Below are 21,988 nucleotides of genomic sequence, written 5' to 3' on the forward strand. Positions count from 1 at the left end.
ATGCGCGAACTATTCGACGCGCGGCTCAATCTCGACGACGAGCCGATGACCGCCGAGCAACTCGCCGAGGCGGTACGCACCGCCGATGTGCTGGTGCCGACCGTCACCGACGAAATCACCGAGGAGATGCTGAACCAGCCCGACTGCAAGGTCCGGCTGATCGCGCATTTCGGCAACGGCATCGACAATCTCGACGTCGCCGCCGCCCATGCGCGCGGCATCACCGTCACCAACACCCCGAAGGTGCTGACCGAAGACACCGCCGACATGACCATGGCGCTGATTCTCGCGGTGCCGCGCCGGCTGATCGAAGGCGCTGCGCTGCTGATGGAAGGCGGCGAGTGGCCGGGCTGGTCGCCGACCTGGATGCTCGGCCGCCGTCTCGGCGGCAAGCGCCTCGGCATCATCGGTATGGGCCGCATCGGCCAGGCGGTGGCGCGCCGCGCCAAGGCTTTCGGGCTGCAGATCCACTATCACAATCGCAAACCGGTGGCGCCGCGCATCGCCGACGAGTTAGGCGCGACCTATTGGGATTCGCTCGACCAGATGCTGGCCCGCATGGACATCATCTCGGTCAATTGCCCGCACACCCCGGCGACCTTCCATCTGTTGTCGGCGCGCCGGCTCAAGCTGATCCGCAAGGACGCCTATATCGTCAACACCGCACGCGGCGAAGTGATCGACGAGGAGACGCTGACCCGGCTGATCGAGCAGGGCGACATTGCCGGCGCCGGCCTCGACGTCTACGAGCACGAACCCGCGGTGAATCCGAAGCTGGTCCGTCTCGCCAAGGCCGGCAAGGTCGTGCTGCTCCCGCATATGGGCTCGGCCACCATCGAGGGCCGCGTCGAGATGGGTGAGAAGGTCATCATCAACATCCGCACCTTCCTCGACGCCCACAAGCCGCCGGACCGCGTGCTGCCCGGGATGATCTGAGGCGGCTGCGATTAGTTCAGTGCTCGCGTCGCCCTCACCCCAACCCTCTCCCGCAAGCGGGAGAGGGGGCTCGCCGTGCTTTGTGATGCGCATCAAATGAACGGAAACGTCTGACCGCTTGCGGCAGGACTCCCTCCCCCGCTGGCGGGGGAGGGCTGGGGTGAGGGCGCCACGAGCACGGCGCCACTTATTAGTTAGTTCAGCTGTGCGCGCTCAGATCGACGATCGTCGGCTTGTCGCCATTGAGCGGATTGGCAGGGTCGCGCGCGTAGCGCAGCGTTTCGAACCGCATCGCGCGGGCGTCGATCATCACCAGCCTTCCGACCAGGCCTTCGCCGAAGCCGACGATCTCGCGGATGGCTTCCAGCGCCATCATCGAGCGGAGCACGCCGGCCAGCGCGCCCATGACGCCGGCCTCCTCGCAGGCCGGGAACCGTGCCGGGCGGCGGGCGCCTCCGGAAACAGGCACCGATAGGTCGGGTTGAACTCGCCGTCGGCGTTCTTCTCGTGCGGCCGGAGTGTCGTCAGCGAACCGTCGAACTGCCCGAGCGCCGCAGTGATCAGCGGCTTCCTGGCCAGATAGCAGGCGTCCGAAACGAGATAACGCGTCGAGAAATTGTCCGAGCCGTCGAGCACGAGATCGCAGTCGTCGATCAGTTCGGCGACGTTGCCGGCGTCCAGCCGCAGCGCGTGCGGCACCAGCTCGACATGCGGATTGAGTGCGGCGATGCGCGCCGCCGCGCTGTCGACCTTGAACTCGCCGATATCCGGCGTGCCGTGGATCACCTGGCGCTGCAGGTTCGACAGCGACACCACGTCGTTATCGACCACCGCCAGCGTGCCGACGCCCGCCGCCGCCAGATACATCAAGGCCGGCGCTCCGAGCCCGCCGGCGCCGACCACCAGCACCCGCGCATTCTTCAGCGCCGCCTGCCCGGGCCCGCCGACCTCCCGCAACACGATGTGGCGGGCATAGCGTTCGAGTTCTTCGGGGCTGAGCATGGGCGAGCGGTGTCCTTTCAAGTCGTCATTTCCACGCGGCCGACGTCAACCTGAGGTGCCCGGCGAAGCCGGGCCTCGAAGGGTGGCCGGGTGTCGGCTGTCATCCTTCGAGGCTCGCTGCGCTCGCTCCTCAGGATGACGGCAGCTGTGGCTCGAACCGCCCCGCCGCTGTCGCCGACCAAGCATTTGTGCTTATTTGCGCGAGCTTCAACCATGACGCAATGCGGGGCGGGATTGTCATGAGAGCACTGTGGGCCGCAACCCTGTTGATCGCCTGCGCCGGCAGTGCGGCGGCGCAGACTGTTCCGGGCGTCAAGCCGAAGCCGGTTGCCACAACGGCGGAGCGCCCGGCGGCGCAGACGCCGGCCGAGACGGCGAAGTCGTTGGCGCAAGGCGAGCGCGAGGCGATCCAGTCCGATCTCGCCTGGACCGGCCACTACAACGGCGTCATCAATGGCGAAGTCTCCGAGCGGATGATCGCCGCCATCAAGGCGTTCCAGAAGGACCAGGGCCACAAGCAGACCGGCGTGCTCAATCCGCAAGAGCGCGGCCAGCTGGCCGACGCGGCGCGCAAGCCGCAGGCGAATGTCGGCTGGAAAATGGTGACCGATATGGTCACAGGCGCGCGCCTCGGCCTGCCGGCCAAGCTGGTGCCGCAGGCCGCCTCCGACGCCAATGGCAGCAAATGGAGCTCATCGACCGGCACCATCCAGATCCAGCTGGCGCGCCGCAAGGAGGCTGGGGTCTCGACTGCCAAGCTCGCCGATCAGGAAAAGAAGCTCGAAGGCCGCAGGGTCGAATACAGCGCCGTGAAGCCGGATTTCTTCGTGCTGTCCGGCATGCAGGGGCTGAAGAAGTTCTACATCCGCGGTGCTTTCAAGAACGCCGAGGTTCGCATCCTCACCATCCTGTACGACCAGGCCACCGAAGGCACGATGGAGCCGGTGGTGATCGCGATGTCGAGTGCGTTCAATCCGTTCCCGTCCGGCGCCCAGGCCGGCCCGCCGCCGCGCAAGAAGGTCGAGTACTCCACCGGGCTCGTGGTCGGCAGTGACGGCGCCATTCTGGCCGATCGCGAGGCCGTGGATGGCTGCGTCTCGGTGGTCGTCGCCGGCTACAGCCAGGCCGATGTGGTGCATGTCGACAAAGAACGCGATCTGGCGCTTCTGCGGATCTATGGCGCGAGCGGGCTGAAGCCGTTGGCGCTTGGCGCAGCCAAGGGCGGTAGCGCCGCGGCGGCGGCAGCCGCGCCGGGCTCGGCCACGCTCGACCTCACCGGCATCGCCGATCCGCAAAACCAGGGCGGCGGCGCTGCCGTCAGCCGCGCCAAGGCGCAGGCGACTTTGGTCGGCAGCAACGGCGGCACCGCACTGTCGCCTGCGCCCGGCCTCGGCTTCTCCGGCGCCCCCGCCCGCGACGCCGACGGCAAGTTCGCCGGCATCGCCTTGCTGCGGCCGCCGGTGGTGGCCGCCGCATCGAACGGCGCTGCTGCCATGCCGCCGCAAGCTACGCTCGTCAGCGCCGAGACGGTGCGCAGCTTCCTCTCCGCCAATGGCGTCAAGCCGGCTAGCGACGGCACAACGGATACCAAGGACGCGGTCGTGCGCGTCATCTGTGTGCGGAAGTAGTTAGTTCACCGCTCGCGTCGCCCTCACCCCAGCCCTCTCCCGCAAGCGGGAGAGGGAGCAGTCTCTCCGCGATGCACGGCCGTGCTTCGCCGCGTCATTGTTATCAAAATCGCTTACGCCGAGGCACAGCCCGCCCCCTCTCCCGCTTGCGGGAGAGGGCTGGGGTGAGGGCGCTACACGCACAGCGACCGCGATACTGACCAGCCGCAAACCATGCGCTTACTTCTGACACCCCGGACACCAGAACGTCGACCGTCCGTTCTGCACGAAGCGCTTCACGACGCCGTCACCGCCGAGGCAGGGCTGGCCTTCGCGGTCGTAGACTTTGAACGAGTGCTGGAAGTAACCGAGTTCGCCCGAGGTCTGGCGATGGTCGCGCAGCGATGAGCCGCCGGCCTTGATGGCTTCGCCTAGGACGGTCCGGATGGCGTCGACCAAGCGCACGGCGTGATCGGTCGGGCCGCCCTTGCGGTCGGCCAGGGTCGAGGCCTTGCGCTTGGGTGACAGATGCGCGCGGAACAGCGCTTCGCACACATAGATGTTGCCGAGCCCGGCGACGACGCGCTGGTCGAGCAGCGCCGCCTTAAGGCTGGTCTGCTTGCCGGCGCAGGCGCGGGCCAGCATGGCGGCATCGAACGCATTGCCGAGCGGCTCGGGGCCGAGGCTCTTGAGGTGGGGCTCGTCCTCGATCTCGGCACGCGGGAAGATTTTCATGAAGCCGAAGCGGCGCGGGTCGTTGAAGACGATGCTGTGGCCCGACGACATCTCGAACACGACGTGGTCGTGGGTGCGGTCGTCGCTGCGGGCGTAATGGAATTCGCCCGGCGTGGTTTCGCCGGCCGTACCGACGACGCGGAACGAGCCCGACATGCCGAGATGCATCAGCAGCACATCGCCGCTGTCGAGATCGGCCAGCAGATACTTGGCCCGGCGCCCCAGCGAGGTGACGGTGCGGCCGGCCAGCCGGGTCACGAAATCTTGCGGCAGCGGGTAGCGCAGGTTCTCGCGCCGCGCCACCGCCCGGACGATTTTGTGCCCCTCCATCGCCGGCAGCAGGCCGAGGCGGACGGTTTCGACTTCGGGAAGTTCGGGCATGTTGGCGCTCTTTCGATCCGGGCGGGACGCTCTCCCGTCATTGCGAGGAGCGCAGCGACGAAGCAATCCAGCTCCGCGCGAGCAGATGGATTGCTTCGCTTCGCTCGCAATGACGAGGGGAGGCCGAGTTCAGCCCGGCCCCGATCCTGCGAGGTCCGTCAATTCAGGCAATAGCGCCCCTCGATGTGGCGCGCTATATGGTCCGCGCGGAGAGGAACTTTCGTGTTTCGGGCGCCTTCCGGCCCACACATCCCCCGCATGCAGGAGTTTCGAGCATGACCGAGCCGGGCGAGACCACGCATTTCGGCTATCGCGATGTCCCGCTTCAGGACAAGCAGACGCTGGTCAACGACGTGTTCCACAGCGTCGCCAGCCGCTACGACCTGATGAACGACCTGATGTCGGGCGGAATGCATCGGCTGTGGAAGGACGCGATGATCACCACGCTGAACCCGCCGCGCGACGACACGCCGTTCCGGCTGCTCGACGTCGCGGGCGGCACCGGCGACATCTCGTTCCGCGCCGCCAAGGCGGCCGGCAACGGCTTCCACGCCACCGTCTGCGACATCAACTCCGACATGCTCGAAGTCGGCCGCCAGCGCGCGGTGCAGCGGCATCTCGACGACAAGGTCGATTTCGTCGAAGGCAACGCCGAGGAACTCGCGTTCCCGGACAAGAGCTTCGACGCCTATACGATCGCGTTCGGCATCCGAAACGTGCCGCGCATCGATCTCGCCCTGAAGGAAGCCTACCGCGTGCTCAAGCCGGGCAGCCGCTTTCTTTGCCTGGAATTCTCCGCCGTCGACGTCCCCGGGCTGAACAAGATCTACGATCTGTTCTCCTTCAAGGTGATTCCCGAGATCGGCCGCGTCGTCACCGGCGATGCCGACAGCTATCAGTATCTGGTCGAGTCCATCCGCAAGTTCCCCAAGCCCTACGACTTCGCCGAGATGATCAGCGAGGCCGGCTTCCATCGCGCCAATTGGCAGATGATGAGCGGCGGCATCGTGGCGCTGCATTCGGGCCGGCGTTTGTGATCGCAGCATTCTCGCATGTGGCGCGGCTGGCTCGCGCCGCCTTCGTGTTCGCGCGCGAAGGCGTGTTCGGCGTCGTCGATCCCGCGCTGATTCCGCCGGCCGGCCAGGTGCCGGTGCGGCTCGCGCGGCTGATCGAGCGGCCGGGGGCCAAGTCCGGCCCGCGGCTGTCGCGTGCGCTGACGCGGCTCGGGCCCGCTTATCTGAAGCTCGGCCAGTTCCTGGCGACGCGGCCCGACGTCGTCGGCGTCGCGATGGCGCACGATCTCGAAGCTCTGCAGGACCGGCTGCCGCCGTTCTCGCAGGACGAAGCCAATGCGGTGATCGCTGCGTCGCTGGAGCGGCCGGTCGAGCAGGCGTTTATCAGCCTGTCCCCCCCGGTGGCCGCCGCGTCGATCGCCCAGGTGCATCGCGGCGAGGTGCTGGTCGATGGCGAGCGGCGTCAGGTCGCGGTGAAAGTCCTTCGGCCCAACGTGGCGGCGCGCTTCAAACGTGATCTGTCGGATTTCTTCTTCGTCGCCGACAAGGCCGAGCAGTATTCGGCCGAAGCGCGGCGACTGCGGCTGGTCGAAGTCATCAACACGATGTCGCGCTCGGTCGCGATGGAGATGGATCTGCGGCTCGAAGCCGCGGCCGCCTCCGAGATGGCCGAGAACACCAGGAACGACCCTGACTTCCGGGTCCCCACGGTCGACTGGGATCGCACCACTCACAACGTGCTGACGATGGAGTGGATCGACGGCATTCCGCTCAACGATCACAAGCGGCTCGCCGAAGCCAATGTCGACACCGTCTCGCTCGGCCGCAAGGTGATCCAGAGCTTCCTGCGCCACGCGTTGCGCGACGGCTTCTTTCACGCCGACATGCACCCCGGCAATCTGTTCGTCGATCCGCAGGGCAAGCTGGTCGCGGTCGATTTCGGCATCATGGGGCGGCTGCTGCCGAAGGAGCGGCGCTTCCTCGCCGAGATCCTGCTCGGCTTCATCACCCGCAACTATCGCCGCGTCGCTGAAGTCCACTTCGAGGCCGGCTACGTGCCGCCGCATCATTCGGTCGAGAATTTTGCGCAGGCGATCCGCGCCATCGGTGAGCCGATCCACAATCGCACCGCCGAAGAAATCTCGATGGCCAAGCTGCTGACGCTGCTGCTCGAGGTCACCGGGCTGTTCGACATGCGCACGCGGCCGGAGCTGATCCTGCTGCAGAAGACCATGGTGGTCGTCGAAGGCGTGGCGCGGTCGTTCGATCCCAAGCTCGACATCTGGAAGGTCGCCGATCCGGTGGTGCGCGAATGGATCGAGCGCAATCTCGGCCCGATCGGCAAGATCGAAGGCGCGCTCAGCGGTGTCGGCGAACTCGGCTACACGCTCACCGGCCTGCCCGCCATCGTCACCCGCGCCGTGACCGTCCTGAACCAGCTCGAAGTCATGACCAAGGACGGCCTCGTCCTGGCGCCCGAGACCATCGCGGCGATCGGCCACTCCGAGCGGCGTCGGACGCGGGGCCGGACCATCGCCACCTGGATCATCGCCTTGACGTTCATCGGCGTGCTGATCGCGCTGTCGCGGTTCTGACCCAGTGACGACTGCAGTGCAGTCGTTTGTTGCTTGCAATGCCTGCATAAGCTAGGCTTGTCGGATGGCAAACCTGACCATCCGCAAGATCGACGACGCCCTCAAAGCCGAGCTGCGCCAGCGCGCGGCGCGCAATGGCCGGTCGATGGAAGACGAGCTGCGCGTCATCCTGCGCGACGTCTGCCTCAACCGGCCCGGAGGTGTTGCCTCGCCGTCAAACGCCGAAGCAGCGGCCGAGTCGGTCCCGAGCGATGTCCCCGAGGGCCATCCCTCGGGCGCCCGCGTCACGCTGATCGTCGGCGGCGGCATTGCGGCCTACAAGGCGATGGACCTGATCCGGCGGCTGAAGGAGCGCGGCTTCGACGTTCGCGTGGTGCTGACCAAGGCGGCGCAGCAATTCGTCACACCGCTCACCGCCAGCGCGCTGTCGCATCAGCGCTGCTACACGGATTTGTTCGATCCGCAGAGCGAGTTCGATGCCGGCCACATCCGCTTGGCGCGCGACTGCGATCTCGTCGTGGTCGCTCCCGCCACCGCCGACCTGATGGCCAAGGTCGCGGGCGGCCACGCCGACGATCTCGCCACCGCGATCCTGCTGGCAACTAATCGCCGTATCTTGCTGGCGCCGGCCATGAACCCGCTGATGTGGGGCAACCCCGCCACCCGGCGCAACGTCGAGCAGCTCCGCCGCGACGGCGTCGTGATGGTAGGTCCCAATGCCGGCGAGATGGCCGAGCGTGGCGAGGCCGGCACCGGCCGGATGGCCGAGCCGAGCGAAATCGCCACCGCCGCACAGGCGCTTCTGATGCCCCCCGCGCCGCAGCCGATGCGCGGCAAGCGGGTGCTGATCACCGCGGGTCCGACCCACGAGCCGATCGACCCGGTGCGCTACATCGCTAACCGCTCGTCCGGCAAACAGGGCTACGCGATCGCCGAAGCCGCGGCTGCGGCCGGCGCCGAGGTGGTGCTGATCTCGGGTCCGGTCGATCTGCGTGCGCCCGATGGGGTGAAGCTGACCAAAGTCGAATCGGCCCGCGAGATGCTGGCGGCGACTGAGGCGGCGCTGCCGGCCGACGTGGCGATCTTTGCCGCCGCGGTGGCGGATTGGCGTGTCGCCCATGAGGGCGACCAGAAGATCAAGAAGGGCGCCGGCGGCCCGCCGCCGCTGCAGCTCACCGAGAATCCCGATATCCTGGCGACGATTTCCAAGCTGACCGACCGGCGGCCAGCACTGGTGATCGGCTTCGCGGCCGAGACCGAGAACCTGATCGCCAACGCCCGTGCCAAGATCGCCCGCAAGGGCTGCGACTGGATCGTCGCCAACGACGTCTCGCCCGCCGGCGGCGTCATGGGCGGCGACCGCAACACCGTGCATCTGCTCAAGAAAGCCGGTGACGAGATCAATGTCGAATCGTGGCCCGTCATGGCAAAAGGCGAAGTCGCCACGCGCCTCGTCGCGCGTGTCGCCGACGCGCTCGCCGAACCGGTCCGCCATGCCACAACCGACGAAGTAACTGCCGATGACTAAGACATTGTCCGTTCAGATTCAGCAACTGCCCCATGCCGACGGCCTGCCGCTGCCGGCCTATCAGACCGCGCACGCGGCCGGCCTCGACCTCGTCGCCGCCATCGCCCAGGATGCGCCGCTGGTGCTGGCGCCCGGCCACTACGCGCATGTGCCGACCGGCATCGCCATCGCGCTGCCCGAGAACACCGAGGCGCAGGTGCGACCGCGCTCCGGCCTAGCGGCTCGCCACGGCGTTACCGTGCTCAATTCGCCCGGCACGGTCGATGCGGACTATCGCGGCGAGATCGGCGTGGTGCTGATCAATCACGGCGCCGAGCCGTTCACGGTGCGGCGCGGCGAGCGCATTGCCCAGCTCGTGCTGGCGCCGGTGGCGCGCGCCGAACTCAGCGTCGTCGCCGAGTTGTCCGAGACCGCTCGCGGTGCCGGCGGCTTCGGCTCCACCGGTCGCTAAGCAGAACCGCGAAGCGCCACCAGATTTTGTGTCAACAAGCGGCGGATTCGCGCGCGAAAAATATAGTCCGGCCGTTCACGGCGCTGACGCGCGGCGTTCACGGTCTGGACTCTTACCGGCAGAGTCACGAACGCGATATTGTCGCCTGATTCGGCGACGCTACGCACGCATCCGGTGCGTCGTCGTACGGTTGGGGCAATCCATGTCGGACGTATTGGGGTCGATGCGTCGGACCTGCTTGTCGTGCACGTCGCTGGTGCGCGGCGTCGCGGGCGCGACTGTACTCGCGCTGAATTCGCAGGCCTTCGCGGCGGACGAAGCCGGCGCCACGCTGGTGGCGCCGTTCGGCTATGCGCTCGATCGCCAGGAAACCGTGACGCTGGCTCTGGCGTTCGCGGTGTTCGGCTTCTCGGTGATCTCGGCGCTGCTGCTGATGCGCACGCGGCTGCGCGCCGCAGCGCAAGAGACCCGGCTGCGCACCGATGTCCAGAATCTCCAGGCCGAAGCCGACCGCTTCCGCGCGCTGCTGTTCGCCGAGCCGCAGGTGCTGATCTCGTGGCCGGCCGGCGACAGCCGCCCGCAGATCTCGGGCGACACCGCTCTCGTGCTGCCGCCCGAGGTCCAGGCCAGCCAGCCGCAGCGCGTCCTCGCCTTCGGCACGTGGCTGCCGCCCGAGCCGGCGCTGCAGATGGACCATGCGGTCGATCGGCTGCTCGATCAGGGCGAGAGCTTTGTGCTCAATCTCGTCACCTCCGGCGGCCGCGCCATCGAGGCGATGGGCCGCGCGGTCGGCGGACAGGCCGTAGTGCGCATCCGTGATCTCGCCGGTCTGCGCCGCGATCTGGCCGAGACCTCGCTTCGGCTGCGCGCCCTGCAGGACGAGACCGAGATGCTGCGCGGCTTCGCTGTGGCGGCGCCGTGGCCGATCTGGACGCGCCGCGCCGACGGCGCGCTGGCCTTCGCCAACGACGCCTATGCGCGCGCCACCGACGCAACGAATTCGGCCGACGCGATCGGCCGCAATCTTGAACTGCTCGACAGTGCCGGCCGCGCCGCGATGGCGCGGGCGCTCGCCGACAACACCGACTTCGCCGGCCGCCTGCCGATCGTGGTCGGCGGCGAGCGGCGGTTCTACGACGTGCGCGCGCTCAAAGTCAGCGGCGGCAGCGCCGGCATCGCGGTCGACGCCTCCGAGGCCGCCGAGCTGCACGCCGCGCTGGAGCGCATGGCCGAAGCGCATCGCCGCACGCTGGATCAGCTGTCGTCGGGCGTCGCGGTGTTCGACGGCCAGCGCCGGCTGGCGTTCTACAACGACTCCTATCGCAAGCTGTTCGACCTCGATCGCACCTTCCTGGATTCCAATCCGGACGATTCCAGCGTGCTCGACCGGCTGCGCGCCGCCCGCAAGCTGCCCGAAGAACGCGACTTCCGCGCCTGGAAGGCCAAGCTGCACGAGGCCTATCACGCGGTCGAGCCCGAGAAGCACGTCTGGTACTTGCCGGACGGCCGCGCACTGTCGATCGTCACCACGCCAAACCCCGAGGGGGGCGTCACCTATCTGTTCGACGACGTCACCGAAAGCCTCGACCTGCGGCGCCGCTACGGCGGCCTGATCGACGTGCAGCGCGAGACGCTGGATAATCTGTCCGAAGCCGTCGCAGTGTTCGGCTCCAACGGCTGCGCGCAGCTGTTCAACCCGCCGTTCGCGCGGATGTGGCAGCTGTCGACCGATGCGCTGAAGACCGAGCCGCATATCGAGGCCGTCGAGGCCTGGTGCCGGCCGCTCTACGACGACGCGGTGTTCTGGCAGGCGCTGCGCGGCGCCATCACCGGCATCGACGATCGCCGTCACGTGCTGCTCAAGATCGAGCGCAAGGACGGCAGCGTGCTGTCGTGCCGCACCATGCCGCTGCCCGACGGCGCCACGATGCTGACCTTCCAGGACATCACCGACGCCGAAAATGTCGAGCGCGCGCTGCGCGAGCGCAACGAGGCGCTGGAAACCGCCGACCGCATCAAGATCGGCTTCGTCAATCACGTCTCCTACCAGCTGCGCTCGCCGCTGACCTCGATCATCGGCTTCGCGCACTTCCTCAACGATTCCTCGACGGGGCCGCTGACTCCCAAGCAGGCCGAATACGTCAACTACATCACGGCCTCGACCAATGTGCTGATGGCGATCATCAGCAACATTCTCGATCTGGCGTCGATCGACGCCGGCGCGATGGCGCTCAATCTCGGCCAGGTCAATGTCCGTAGCGCCATCGAGCAGGCCACCGAAGGCGTGCAGGACCGGCTGGCGCGCGATCACATCGCGCTCCAGGTTGACGCCGATCCGTCGATCGGCAGCTTTGTCGGCGACGAGCGCCGGGTCGTGCAGGTGCTGTACAATCTGCTCGCCAATGCGGTGGATTTCTCGCCGCCCAACACGGCGGTGCGGCTTGTCGTCCGCAAGTCGTCCGACAAGGTCAGCTTCACCGTGTCCGACTCCGGCCCCGGCATCGCGGCAGGCGTGAAGGACAAGATGTTCGACATGTTCGAGAGCCATTCCGAGGGTTCGCGGCATCGCGGCGCCGGGCTCGGCCTGTCGCTGGTGCGCTCGTTCGTCGAACTGCACGGCGGCAAGGTGCTGGTCGATACGGTGGCGGGCCGGGGCACGTCGGTGACCTGCGAGTTCCCGATCGAGCAGACCGCGCAGCGTAACGCCGCCGAATGAACGCGCCCGCGACATTCTCGGTCGCACTTGCCGGCGAAAGCGCGACCGCGCATCTGATGGCCGAAGTCGCGCTGTTGATCCGCCCTGGTGATGTCATCACGCTGTCGGGCGATCTCGGCGCCGGCAAGACCACCGCGGCGCGCGCGCTGATCCGCTATCTCGCCAACGACGACGAGCTCGAAGTGCCGAGCCCGACCTTCACGCTGGTGCAGAGCTACGAGCTGCCGCCTTATCCGCTGCTGCACGCCGACCTGTATCGCATCGAGGATGCGTCGGAGCTCGAAGAAATCGGCCTGCTGCCGCCGCCCGACGCCACGGTGGTGCTGATCGAGTGGCCCGAGCGCGCCGCCGGCTCGCTCCCCGACGATCGCATCGACATCGCCTTCAGCCATCGGCCGGCGCTGGGTCCGCACGCGCGCGCGGCCGAGATCACCGGCCACGGCACCGCCGCCAAACAGGTCGAGCGGCTGGCGGCGCTACGCAGTTTCATCGAGACCGCCGGCTATGCGGATGCGGCACGCCGGCACATGCCGGGCGATGCGTCGACGCGGTCCTACGCGCGGATGTTCAAGGACGGCAGCAGCGTCATCCTGATGAATGCGCCGCGCCGTCCGGACGGTCCCGCGCTCTATGCCGGCAAGAGCTACAGCGCCGCGGTGCATCTGGCCGAAGACGTTCGCCCGTTCGTGGCGATCGCTGAAGGTTTGCGCGAGGCCGGCGTTTCGGCCCCGGCGATCCTGAGCGCCGATCTCGATGCAGGTCTGCTGATCACCGAGGATTTCGGCGCCGCCAGCTTCGTCGAAGGCACGCCGCCGGCGCCGATCATCGAGCGCTATCAGGCGGCGACCGATCTGCTCGCGACCCTGCACAGCCGTACGCTGCCGGAAGTGCTGGCGCTGAGTGCGCGCGAGAACTACGCCATTCCGGTGTTCGAAACCGACGCGATGCTGATCGAAGTCGGGCTGATGCCCGAATGGTATCTGCCCGATCGCGGCGCGCCGCTGTCCGATGCGCGGCGCGGCGAGTTCACCGTGATGTGGCGGATGCTATTGGACGACGTCACCGCCGAGCCTCGCACCTGGGTGCTGCGCGACTATCACTCGCCGAATCTGATCTGGCTCGGCGACCGCGAAGGCACGGCCCGCGTCGGTGTCATCGACTTTCAGGACGCCGTGCTCGGCCCCGCCGCCTACGACCTCGTCTCGCTCTTGCAGGACGCGCGCATAGACGTGCCGGAAGCGCTCGAACTGTCGCTGTTCGGCCGCTACCTCAAGGCCCGCAAGGCGGCGGAACCCGAGTTCGACGTGGCGCGCTTCGCCTGGACCTATGCGGTGATGTCGGCGCAGCGCAACACCAGATTGCTCGGCACGTTCGCGCGTCTCAACCGGCGGGACGGCAAGCCGCATTATCTCAAGCACCAGCCGCGCATCTGGAACTATCTTGGGCGCTCTCTGGCCCATCCGGCGCTCGCCGAGTTCCGCCGATGGTACGGCACCCATGTGCCCGAACCGTCTTAAGTGTATCGGACTGCTTTACGTCTTTTTAGGCGACATCTTCGTAGTGTCCCGAGGTCTCTTCGGTTCGTCCGAAGCCAACGAGGGAAACGATGATCGGCCGCAACAGCGATGGGCGCGTGGTTTTTGAACGTGGCATTCGCGCCCAGATGATGGCGATCGACGGAACCTGGCGGCGCCAGTGTCTGCTCGAAGACGTGTCCGAAGCCGGTGCCAAGCTGACTATCGAAGGTTCGGTCGAAGGACTCAATTTGAAGGAATTCTTCCTGCTGTTGTCGTCGACCGGCTTGGCCTATCGGCGCTGCGAATTGAGCTGGGTGAACGGCGACCAGATCGGCGTCAGCTTCCTGCGCCTCGACAAGAAAAAGAAGCAGGCCCAGCGCGCGCCGACCGAAGCCGCCTGAGACTTGTGACTCGCTAGCCGCGCTCGGGCTGCGGCTCCAAATGTCGTATCGTCGTCACGTTGGGCCATTACCCAAAGGTGCCCTCCGATAGACCGCCCCGCAGGGCGTGATACACTTTGATTCGAATGCAACCATCAGGACTGTCGCGTCCGGCTCAGGCCGTCCCGACCGCGTCGTCCTCACCTCGGCACGCCAACATGCCCGTTCGTCCCGACAAAGCGATGGTTCTGGCCGCCGGCTTCGGCGTCCGGATGCGTCCTTTGACCGACCATATGCCGAAGCCGCTGGTGCGCGTCGCCGGCCGGCCGCTGCTCGATCACGTGCTGGACAAGCTCGCGGAGGCCGGCGTCGCCGAGGCCGTCGTCAACGTGCACTATCTGCCGGATCAGATCATCGATCACGTCGCCGGCCGCGAGCGGCCGCGCGTGACGATTTCGGACGAGCGCGATCAGGTGCTCGGCACCGGCGGCGCAGTGGTGAAGGCGCTGCCGCTGCTCGGCGACAAGCCGTTCTATCATCTCAATGCCGATACGCTGTGGATCGACGGCGTCCGCCCGAATCTGGAGCGGCTCGCCGAAGCATTCGATCCGGCGCGGATGGACATTCTGCTGCTGATGGCGCCGACCGCGGGCAGCATCGGCTATGCGGGCAAAGGCGATTTCGCCATGGCTCCCGACGGCTCGCTGCGCAAGCGCCGCGAAAACGAGGTGGTGCCGTTCGTCTATGCGGGCGTCGCCATCCTGTCGCCGGCGATCTTCAAGGATTCGCCGGAGGGCGAATTTGCGCTGACCCGGCAGTTCGACAGCGCCGGCGCGGCGCATCGGCTGTTCGGGCTGCGGCTCGACGGGCTGTGGATGCATGTCGGCACGCCCGACGCCGTCGCGGCGGCAGAACGCGCATATCTGGCCAGCGTGGCCTGATCCCGCCACCTCCTTTCGCCGCATCGGCGTGGCATGATGAATCCTGATCAGCGAATCAGGACTCAATGCACGTCTTCAGCGTTCCGCCCTCCGCGCCGTTCCTGCGCACGACCATTGTGGCCTTGATCGACGGCGAGTTGGTCGAGGGCTTCTCGGCGCGTGCGCAGCCGGAGCGACTGGCCGACGCCACGCTGTATCTGCCGACGCGCCGGTCGGGGCGCATGGCACGCGAAGTGTTTCTCGAAGTGCTCGGCAGCGATGCCGCGCTGCTGCCGCGCATCGTCGCGCTCGGCGATATCGACGAGGACGAACTGGCGTTCGCCCAGGCGGCGTCGGGCGTGGCCGAGCTGGAGATCGCACCGGCGCTGGATGGTTTGCAGCGAAGGCTGCTGCTGGCGCAACTGATCGCCGCCTGGGCCAAGCAGCTGAAACCGAGCGATCCCAAACAGGCGCCGCTGGTGATCAGCGGACCGGCCTCGGCGCTGGCGCTGGCCGAAGATCTGGCGCGGCTGATCGACGATCTCGTCACCCGTCAGGTCGCATGGGAACAGCTCGACGCGCTGGTGCCCGATGCGTTCGACCGCTACTGGCAACTCACGCTGCAATTCCTCTCGATCGCCCGCCAGGTGTGGCCGCCGCTACTACAAGCGCGCGGCGCGATCGAACCGGCGGCGCGGCGCGATTTGCTGATCGAGGCCGAAGCCAAACGGCTGGCGGCGCAGCGCGGCGGTCCGGTGATCGCCGCCGGCTCGACCGGCTCGATGCCGGCGACCGCCAAGCTGCTCACCGCGATCGCCCGGCTGCCGCACGGCGCCGTGGTGCTGCCGGGGCTCGATAACGAGCTCGACGATGCGGCCTGGCAGGCGATCGGTGCGGTGCACGATCAGGGCGGCCGGCTGGTCTCCCCGCCGTCGCCGAACCATCCGCAATACGCGATGCACGGCCTGCTCGAGCGCATGCAAATCACCCGGCGTGATGTGCGAACGCTCGGCGTCGCCCTTCACCACGGCCGCGAGATTCTGGCCTCGGAGGCGATGCGGCCGTCGCAGGCGACCGCGTCGTGGCAGGCTCGCTTAGCCGACGCCAAGATCGACAGACTCATCGGCGAGGGCACCGGGGGCGTGACGCTGGTCGAGGCGCCGAATTCGGAAATCGAGGCGCTGGCGATCGCCGTGTGCCTGCGCGAGGCCTATCAGCAGGGCCGATCGGCCGCGCTGGTGACGCCGGACCGCGCGCTGGCGCGGCGGGTCATCGCTTCGCTCGGCCGCTGGCAGCTGCCCTATGACGATTCCGGCGGTGACCGGCTGACCGAAACCCAGGCCGGCATTTTCGCGCGGCTTGCTGCGGAGACCGCGCTGCACGGCTGCGAGCCGGCGACGCTGCTGGCGCTGCTCAAGCATCCGCTGCTGCGGCTCGGCCGCGCCGAGCACGGCTGGCGCCATGCGATCGAAGTGCTCGAACTCGCCGTGCTGCGCGGCACGCGGCCGCCGGCGGGGTGTGTCGGCATGGCTAATGAGTTCGCGACGTTTCGCGTCGAACTCACCAAGTTGAAACGCGGCGAAGCCAGTTCGTTGCATCCCGGCGAGCCGCGATGCCGCCTGAAGGACGATGCGCTCGACGAAGCGCAGGCGCTGATCGCGCAGCTCCGCGCTGCGCTGGCACCGCTGGAAGATTTCGCCGGGCCGCCGCGCGATTTCTCGGCGTGGGGTGAGCGGCACCGCGAGGTGCTCCTCGCGCTCTCGGTGGATCACGACGGCGTCGCGCAGGCCTTCGACGGCCCGCAAGGCGGTGCGCTGTTGCGTGCGTTCGATGATCTCGCGCAGGTCGATCAGCCGAGCGGCCTCGTCGTTCCCGCCGCCGACTATCGCGAAGTGTTCGAGACTGCGTTCGGCGATCGCACCGTGCGCCGCGCCGAACTCGCCGAGGCGCCGATCCGGATCTACGGCCCGCTCGAAGCGCGGCTGACGCGGCACGATCGTGTCGTGCTCGGCGGCCTGGTCGAAGGCGTCTGGCCGCCAGCGCCGCGGGTCGATCCGTGGCTGAGCCGGCCGATGCGCCACGAGTTGAAACTCGATCTGCCCGAGCGCCGCATCGGCCTGTCTGCGCACGACTTCGCGCAGCTGCTGTGTGCCGACGAGGTGATCGTCAGCCATGCCGGCAAGGTCGGTGGAGCGCCGGCGGTGGCGTCGCGCTTCCTGCATCGGCTCGAAGCCGTCGCCGGCAAAGCGCGCTGGGAAGCCATGAAGGCGCGCGGCACTCGCTATCTCAACTTGGCGCTGGCGCTTGATCAGCCGGACAAGGTCGTGCCGATCAGCCAGCCTCAACCGAAGCCGCCGCGTGAGGCGCGGCCGATCAGGCTTCCCGTCACCGCTATCGAAGACTGGCTGCGCGATCCTTACACGATCTACGCGAAGTACATCTTGAGATTGTCGCCGCTCGATCCGGTCGGCATGCCGCTGTCGGCGGCGGATCGTGGCTCGGCGATCCACGCTGCGCTCGGTGAATTCACGCAAACCTATGCCGACAATCTGCCCGATGATGCAGACCAGATTCTGCGCAAGATCGGCGCGAACTACTTCGCGCCGCTGATGCAGCATCCGGAAGCGCGCGCGCTGTGGTGGCCGCGGTTCGAGCGCATTGCCGCCTGGTTCGCCAATTGGGAGCGCGAGCGCCGCGCCGATCTGGTCCGCATCATCGCCGAGCAGGAGGGCAGGATTGCGATTCCGCTCGATGCCACCCGCAGCTTCGTGCTCACCGCACGGGCCGATCGTATCGAGCAGCGCCAAAGCGGCGACTACGCCATTCTCGACTACAAGACCGGAGCGCCGCCGAGCAACAAGCAGGTGCGACTCGGTCTGTCGCCGCAGCTCACGCTGGAAGCCGCGATCCTGCGCGCCGGCGGCTTCGAGGGCGTCGATGCCGGCGCCTCGGTCGGCGAACTGACTTACGTCCGGCTCAGCGGCAACACGCCGCCGGGCGAGCCGCGCGTGCTCGAACTGAAGGTCAACCGCAGCGATCCGCCGCAGCCTCCGGACGAGGCGGCGGCGGAAGCGCGCGCCAAGCTGGAGGCGCTGATCCGCCGCTTCGACGACGAGGCGCAGCCCTATCGTTCGCTGGTGCTGACGATGTGGTCGCAGCGCTACGGCACCTATGACGACCTGGCGCGCATCAAGGAATGGTCGGCGGCCGGCGGCCGAGGAGACGAAGTCCGATGAGCGGCCCGCGTATCATCCCGCCTGAAGCGACCGCACGGCAGATCCTCGCCTCCGATCCCTCGGCGTCGGTGTTCGTCTCGGCCAATGCCGGTTCGGGCAAGACGCACGTCCTGGTCCAGCGCGTGATCCGCCTGTTGCTCGACGGCGTCTCGCCCGAGCGCATCCTGTGTATCACTTTCACCAAGGCTGCCGCCGCCAACATGGCCGAGCGGGTGTTCACCACGCTGGGCCGCTGGGTGACGCTCGGCGATGAGGAGCTGACGGCTGCGATCCGGGCGACTGGCGTCCAATCGGTCGGGCCGTCAGTGCTGGCGCAGGCGCGGAGCCTGTTCGCCTGTGCGCTGGAGACGCCCGGCGGGCTCAAGGTGCAGACCATCCACGCGCTGTGCACGCGGCTGTTACAACAGTTTCCGTTCGAGGCCGGCGTGCCGGCGCGCTTCAGCGTGCTGGACGATCGCGATCAGAACGACCTGATGGAGCGCGCCAGCCTGGCGGTGCTGCTCGAGGCAGCCAACGCGCCTGACAGCGCCGCCGGCCGCGCGCTGTCGTTCGCGATGACCAGCGCCGCCGATATCACGTTCCGCGAGGTGGTGCAGGAAGCCTGCATGAGCCGCGACCGCTTCCTCGCCTGGATCGCCCAAAACGGTGGTGTTGACGGCGCGATGGCGCAGTTGTCGGCGACGCTCGGTGTCGCGGCCGATGATAGTTGCGAAGCAGCCGATGCTGATATCGTCGATGGACCGCATCTGCCGCGGTCGCGGTGGGGCGACATCGCAGCGGCGTTCGAGAGCGGCAGCAAAACCGATTGCGATCAGGCCAAGCGACTGCGCGCCGCGTTGACGCTCACCGGCGCCGAGCAGATTCAGAAGTACTTCGAGCTGTTCTTCACCAAGGAACAGACGCTGCGCAAAAGCTTCGTCACCAAGAAGCTCGCCGACGCCGTGCCGGTGCTGGCCGAGACGATGCTGCGCGAAGCGGGACGGGTCGAAGGCCTGGTCGAACGTCGTCGCGCCCTGCGCATGCGCGAGCGCACCCGAGCGCTGTTGGTGATCGCCGCCGACGTCGCCGGCCGCATCGCGCGGGAGAAGCGCGAGCGCGGGCTGCTCGACTACGACGACCTGATCGACAAAACGCTGGCGCTGCTCGATGACGGCGCTGCCGGCTGGGTGCATTTCAAGCTCGACCGCGGCGTCGATCATGTGCTGATCGACGAGGCACAGGATACGAGTCCGAAGCAATGGGACATCGTCGCGCATCTGATCGCCGAGTTCACCTCCGGCGAAGGAGCGCGCGACGGAGCGAAGCGTACCATCTTCGCGGTCGGTGACGAGAAGCAATCGATCTTTTCGTTCCAGGGCGCGGTGCCCAAGGAATTCGCTGAGCGGCGTGACCAGTTGCAGCGCCGCTTCCACGGCGCCGGGCTGAATTTCGAAAAGGTCGCTTTCAACTACTCGTTCCGCTCCGGCGCTGCGATCCTGCAGTCGGTCGACCAAGTGTTTCACGAGCCCGAAATCTACCGCAGTATCCACGCCGAAAACGCCTATCCGGTCCACCTCTCGCTGCCGACCGCCGGGCCGAGTCTGATCGACCTATGGCCGCTGGAAGTGCCCGACGAACGCCAGGAGATCGAAGGCTGGCAGGCTCCATTCGATGCGGTGGCGGAGACCAGCCCCGAGGTGCGGCTAGCCCACAAGGTGCAGACGGAAATCTCGTCGCTGATCGCGAGCCGCACGCTGACCGGGCCGGTCAGTGATCGCCGTCCGCTGCGTTATGGCGATGTGCTGATCCTGGTGCGCCGCCGCGGCGCGGTGTTCGATGCTGTGATCCAGGCGCTGAAGCAGAGCAGCGTCCCTGTCGCCGGCGCCGACCGGCTCAAGCTGACCGAGCACATTGCGATCATCGACCTGATGAATCTCGCCGACGCGCTGCTGCTGGCGCAGGACGATCTGGCGCTGGCGACCGCGCTGAAGAGCCCGCTGTTCGGGTTGGACGACGACGATCTGTTCGCGCTGGCGTGGCAGCGCAAAGCTTCGCTGCGCGATGCCTTGCGCACCCACGCGGCGAGCACGCCGAAGTACAAACTCGTCTCCGATCGGCTCGACGCCTATGCGGTACGGGCGCAGGCCGAGACGCCGTTCGGCTTCTACGCCTGGCTGCTCGGCGGCGATGGCGGTCGCGCTCGCATGCTGAAGCGGCTGGGGCCCGAGGCCAACGACGCGCTCGACGAGTTTCTCGAATTGGCGCTGAGCTACGAGCAGAAGGCGGCACCGTCACTGCAAGGCTTCACGGCCTGGCTGCGCGCCGCCGACACCGAGATCAAGCGCGACATGGAGATCAAGCGCGACGAAGTCCGCGTCATGACCGTGCACGGTGCCAAGGGCCTCGAGGCGCCGGTCGTGTTCCTGATCGATACGGCGTCGTCGCCGGCCGACAATCAGCGGCTCAATCTGATCCGGCTGCCGAGCGGCAACGCCGCGCCCGGCGCCGCCGGCGCGATGGTGTGGGCCGGGCGCAAAGCCGACGATCCGCAGCACGTCGCCGAAGCCCGCGCCGCGATGATCGAGGACACCGAGCACGAATATCGCCGGCTGCTGTATGTGGCGATGACGCGCGCCGCCGATCGCCTGATCGTCGGCGGCTGCCTGCCGGGCAACCGCAACGAGGTGCGGCCGTTGTCCTGGTACGATCTGATCAGCAAGGGGCTGGAGACCTCGGGCCTTGAGATGACGGCGGTGCCGCCGCCCGACGGCGTGGTCAAGCGCTATGCCCGGCCGGGCGACACCCTCGGCGAGACCGGCGCGCCCGAGCAGGCCAAGACGGCTGCGGTGCCGGTGGTCCTGCCCGACTGGCTGCACACGCCGGCCGCGCCGCTGCGCCGCGCCGAGGGCGTGCTGCGCCCGTCCGACGATGACGATCAGGATCACCGCCGCATCCGCGCCGGGGAGTCCTCTGAACAACGGGCGCGTGCTTTGTTGCGCGGCACGCTGGTGCACCGGTTGCTGCAGTCGCTGCCGGACATCGCCGAAGCGGACCGCGATACGGCGACGCGACGCTTCCTCGCCCGTAATGCCAAGGATTGGGACCCCGCCGATCGCGACGCGCTGGCCGGGCAGGTGCTGGGATTGCTGAACGATCCGCGATTCGCCGCCGTGTTCGCGCCCGGCAGCCGCGCCGAGGTGCCGATCATCGGCCGGCTGCGCTATCGCGGCGCGCCGGTGGTGGTGTCGGGCCAGATCGATCGGCTGGTGGTGACACCGTCCGAGGTTTTGATCGTCGATTACAAGACCAACCAGTCGCCGCCGCGCAGCGAGGCGGAGGTGCCGCCGGCCTATCGGCGCCAACTCGCCCGTTACCGCGCGGTGCTGGCCCGGCTTTATCCCCCGCGAATCGTCCGCGCCGCCCTGCTCTGGACCGAAGCACCTGAAATCATGGAGCTTTCAGCCTCTGCGCTGGACGCCGAGCAGGCCGATCTGACGCCGGCTTGACCGCGCCCCAGTGCGTTCATACGTTCCTGGCATCATCCCGGCGCGATTCCCTCCCGCGCTCTCATCCGCTTCCACGAGGTATCCAATGGCCGTTGGTAAGGTGTCCGACTCCGATTTCGAAGCCGAAGTTCTCAAGGCGACAGGACCCGTGGTGGTGGATTTCTGGGCCGAATGGTGCGGCCCGTGCCGCATGATCGCCCCGGCGCTCGACGAGATCTCCGGCGCGATGGGCGACAAGGTCAAGATCGTCAAGCTCAACGTCGACGAGAGCCCGGTCACGGCGTCGAAGTACGGCGTGATGTCGATCCCGACCCTGATGATCTTCAAAGGCGGTGAGATGGCCTCGCGCCAAGTCGGCGCTGCGCCCAAGGCCAAGCTGCAGCAGTGGATCTCTGCGGCGGTCTGAACCACCGCACGACCTGAACGTTCTGAAACGGCCGGCGCTTCGCCGGCCGTTTTGCGTTTATGGCAGTGAGCCACCTCCGT

The 21,988-nt window shown here is 67.6% G+C and carries 14 protein-coding genes and 1 pseudogene; 13 read left to right on the forward strand and 2 right to left on the reverse strand.

The window, feature by feature from the left end; all coding sequences use genetic code 11:
- Positions 1-936 (forward strand): D-glycerate dehydrogenase (locus tag I5M_RS02685; protein ID WP_022719989.1); only part of this gene is annotated, 936 nt, incomplete at its 5' end.
- 199 nt (positions 937-1,135) lie between these two features.
- Here the strand turns inward: I5M_RS02685 and I5M_RS29065 are convergent.
- A pseudogene (locus I5M_RS29065) lies at positions 1,136-1,938 on the reverse strand (ThiF family adenylyltransferase).
- 239 nt (positions 1,939-2,177) lie between these two features.
- On the opposite strand from I5M_RS29065, the gene I5M_RS02695 reads away from it, so the two are divergent.
- Positions 2,178-3,566, forward strand: coding sequence for a peptidoglycan-binding protein (locus I5M_RS02695; protein ID WP_022719990.1), 1,389 nt, complete (start codon positions 2,178-2,180; stop codon positions 3,564-3,566).
- A 219-nt stretch (positions 3,567-3,785) separates the two neighbouring features.
- Here I5M_RS02695 and mutM read toward each other — a convergent pair whose 3' ends face one another.
- The gene (gene mutM, locus I5M_RS02700) at positions 3,786-4,661 is read right to left on the reverse strand and encodes a bifunctional DNA-formamidopyrimidine glycosylase/DNA-(apurinic or apyrimidinic site) lyase (protein ID WP_022719991.1); all 876 of its coding nucleotides are present in this window, start codon (positions 4,659-4,661) and stop codon (positions 3,786-3,788) included.
- A gap of 275 nt (positions 4,662-4,936) precedes the next feature.
- Here mutM and ubiE point away from each other — a divergent pair, with 275 nt between their 5' ends.
- The 11 genes from ubiE (at position 4,937) to trxA (ending at position 21,908) form a co-directional block, all read left to right on the forward strand.
- On the forward strand, positions 4,937-5,698 hold the full coding sequence (gene ubiE / locus I5M_RS02705; protein ID WP_022719992.1) for a bifunctional demethylmenaquinone methyltransferase/2-methoxy-6-polyprenyl-1,4-benzoquinol methylase UbiE: 762 nt from the start codon (positions 4,937-4,939) through the stop codon (positions 5,696-5,698).
- Positions 5,695-7,269, forward strand: coding sequence for a 2-polyprenylphenol 6-hydroxylase (gene ubiB, locus I5M_RS02710; RefSeq protein ID WP_022719993.1), 1,575 nt, complete (start codon positions 5,695-5,697; stop codon positions 7,267-7,269). The genes ubiE and ubiB overlap by 4 nt, the downstream gene beginning before the upstream one ends.
- A 64-nt stretch (positions 7,270-7,333) precedes the next feature.
- Positions 7,334-8,797, forward strand: coding sequence for a bifunctional phosphopantothenoylcysteine decarboxylase/phosphopantothenate--cysteine ligase CoaBC (gene coaBC, locus I5M_RS02715; protein WP_022719994.1), 1,464 nt, complete (start codon positions 7,334-7,336; stop codon positions 8,795-8,797).
- A complete protein-coding gene (gene dut / locus I5M_RS02720; protein ID WP_022719995.1) occupies positions 8,790-9,248 on the forward strand; it encodes a dUTP diphosphatase in 459 nt (152 codons plus the stop codon). The genes coaBC and dut overlap by 8 nt, the downstream gene beginning before the upstream one ends.
- 202 nt (positions 9,249-9,450) lie before the next feature.
- On the forward strand, positions 9,451-11,964 hold the full coding sequence (locus tag I5M_RS02725) for a PAS domain-containing sensor histidine kinase (RefSeq protein ID WP_031335144.1): 2,514 nt from the start codon (positions 9,451-9,453) through the stop codon (positions 11,962-11,964).
- Positions 11,961-13,481: a tRNA (adenosine(37)-N6)-threonylcarbamoyltransferase complex ATPase subunit type 1 TsaE gene (tsaE, locus tag I5M_RS02730; RefSeq protein WP_022719997.1), complete on the forward strand. Its 1,521-nt coding sequence runs from the start codon at positions 11,961-11,963 to the stop codon at positions 13,479-13,481. Before I5M_RS02725 ends, tsaE begins: the two co-directional genes overlap by 4 nt.
- 89 nt (positions 13,482-13,570) lie before the next feature.
- Positions 13,571-13,882, forward strand: a complete 312-nt coding sequence (locus I5M_RS02735) for a PilZ domain-containing protein (RefSeq protein WP_022719998.1) — start codon at positions 13,571-13,573, stop codon at positions 13,880-13,882.
- A gap of 197 nt (positions 13,883-14,079) precedes the next feature.
- Entirely contained in the window at positions 14,080-14,802 is a 723-nt protein-coding gene (locus I5M_RS02740) for a nucleotidyltransferase family protein (protein WP_022719999.1), read from the forward strand.
- A gap of 65 nt (positions 14,803-14,867) precedes the next feature.
- Positions 14,868-18,017 (forward strand): double-strand break repair protein AddB, encoded by a 3,150-nt coding sequence (gene addB / locus I5M_RS02745; protein WP_022720000.1) that lies wholly within the window; start codon positions 14,868-14,870, stop codon positions 18,015-18,017.
- Complete coding sequence (gene addA / locus I5M_RS02750) at positions 18,014-21,502, forward strand: double-strand break repair helicase AddA (protein WP_022720001.1); 3,489 nt, start codon at positions 18,014-18,016, stop codon at positions 21,500-21,502. The genes addB and addA overlap by 4 nt, the downstream gene beginning before the upstream one ends.
- Positions 21,503-21,587: 85 nt before the next feature.
- Positions 21,588-21,908, forward strand: a complete 321-nt coding sequence (trxA, locus tag I5M_RS02755) for a thioredoxin (protein ID WP_022720002.1) — start codon at positions 21,588-21,590, stop codon at positions 21,906-21,908.
- The last annotated feature ends 80 nt before the right edge of the window (positions 21,909-21,988 follow it).

Origin of the sequence: Rhodopseudomonas sp. B29, from assembly GCF_000333455.1 — a bacterium.
GTDB lineage: Bacteria > Pseudomonadota > Alphaproteobacteria > Rhizobiales > Xanthobacteraceae > Rhodopseudomonas.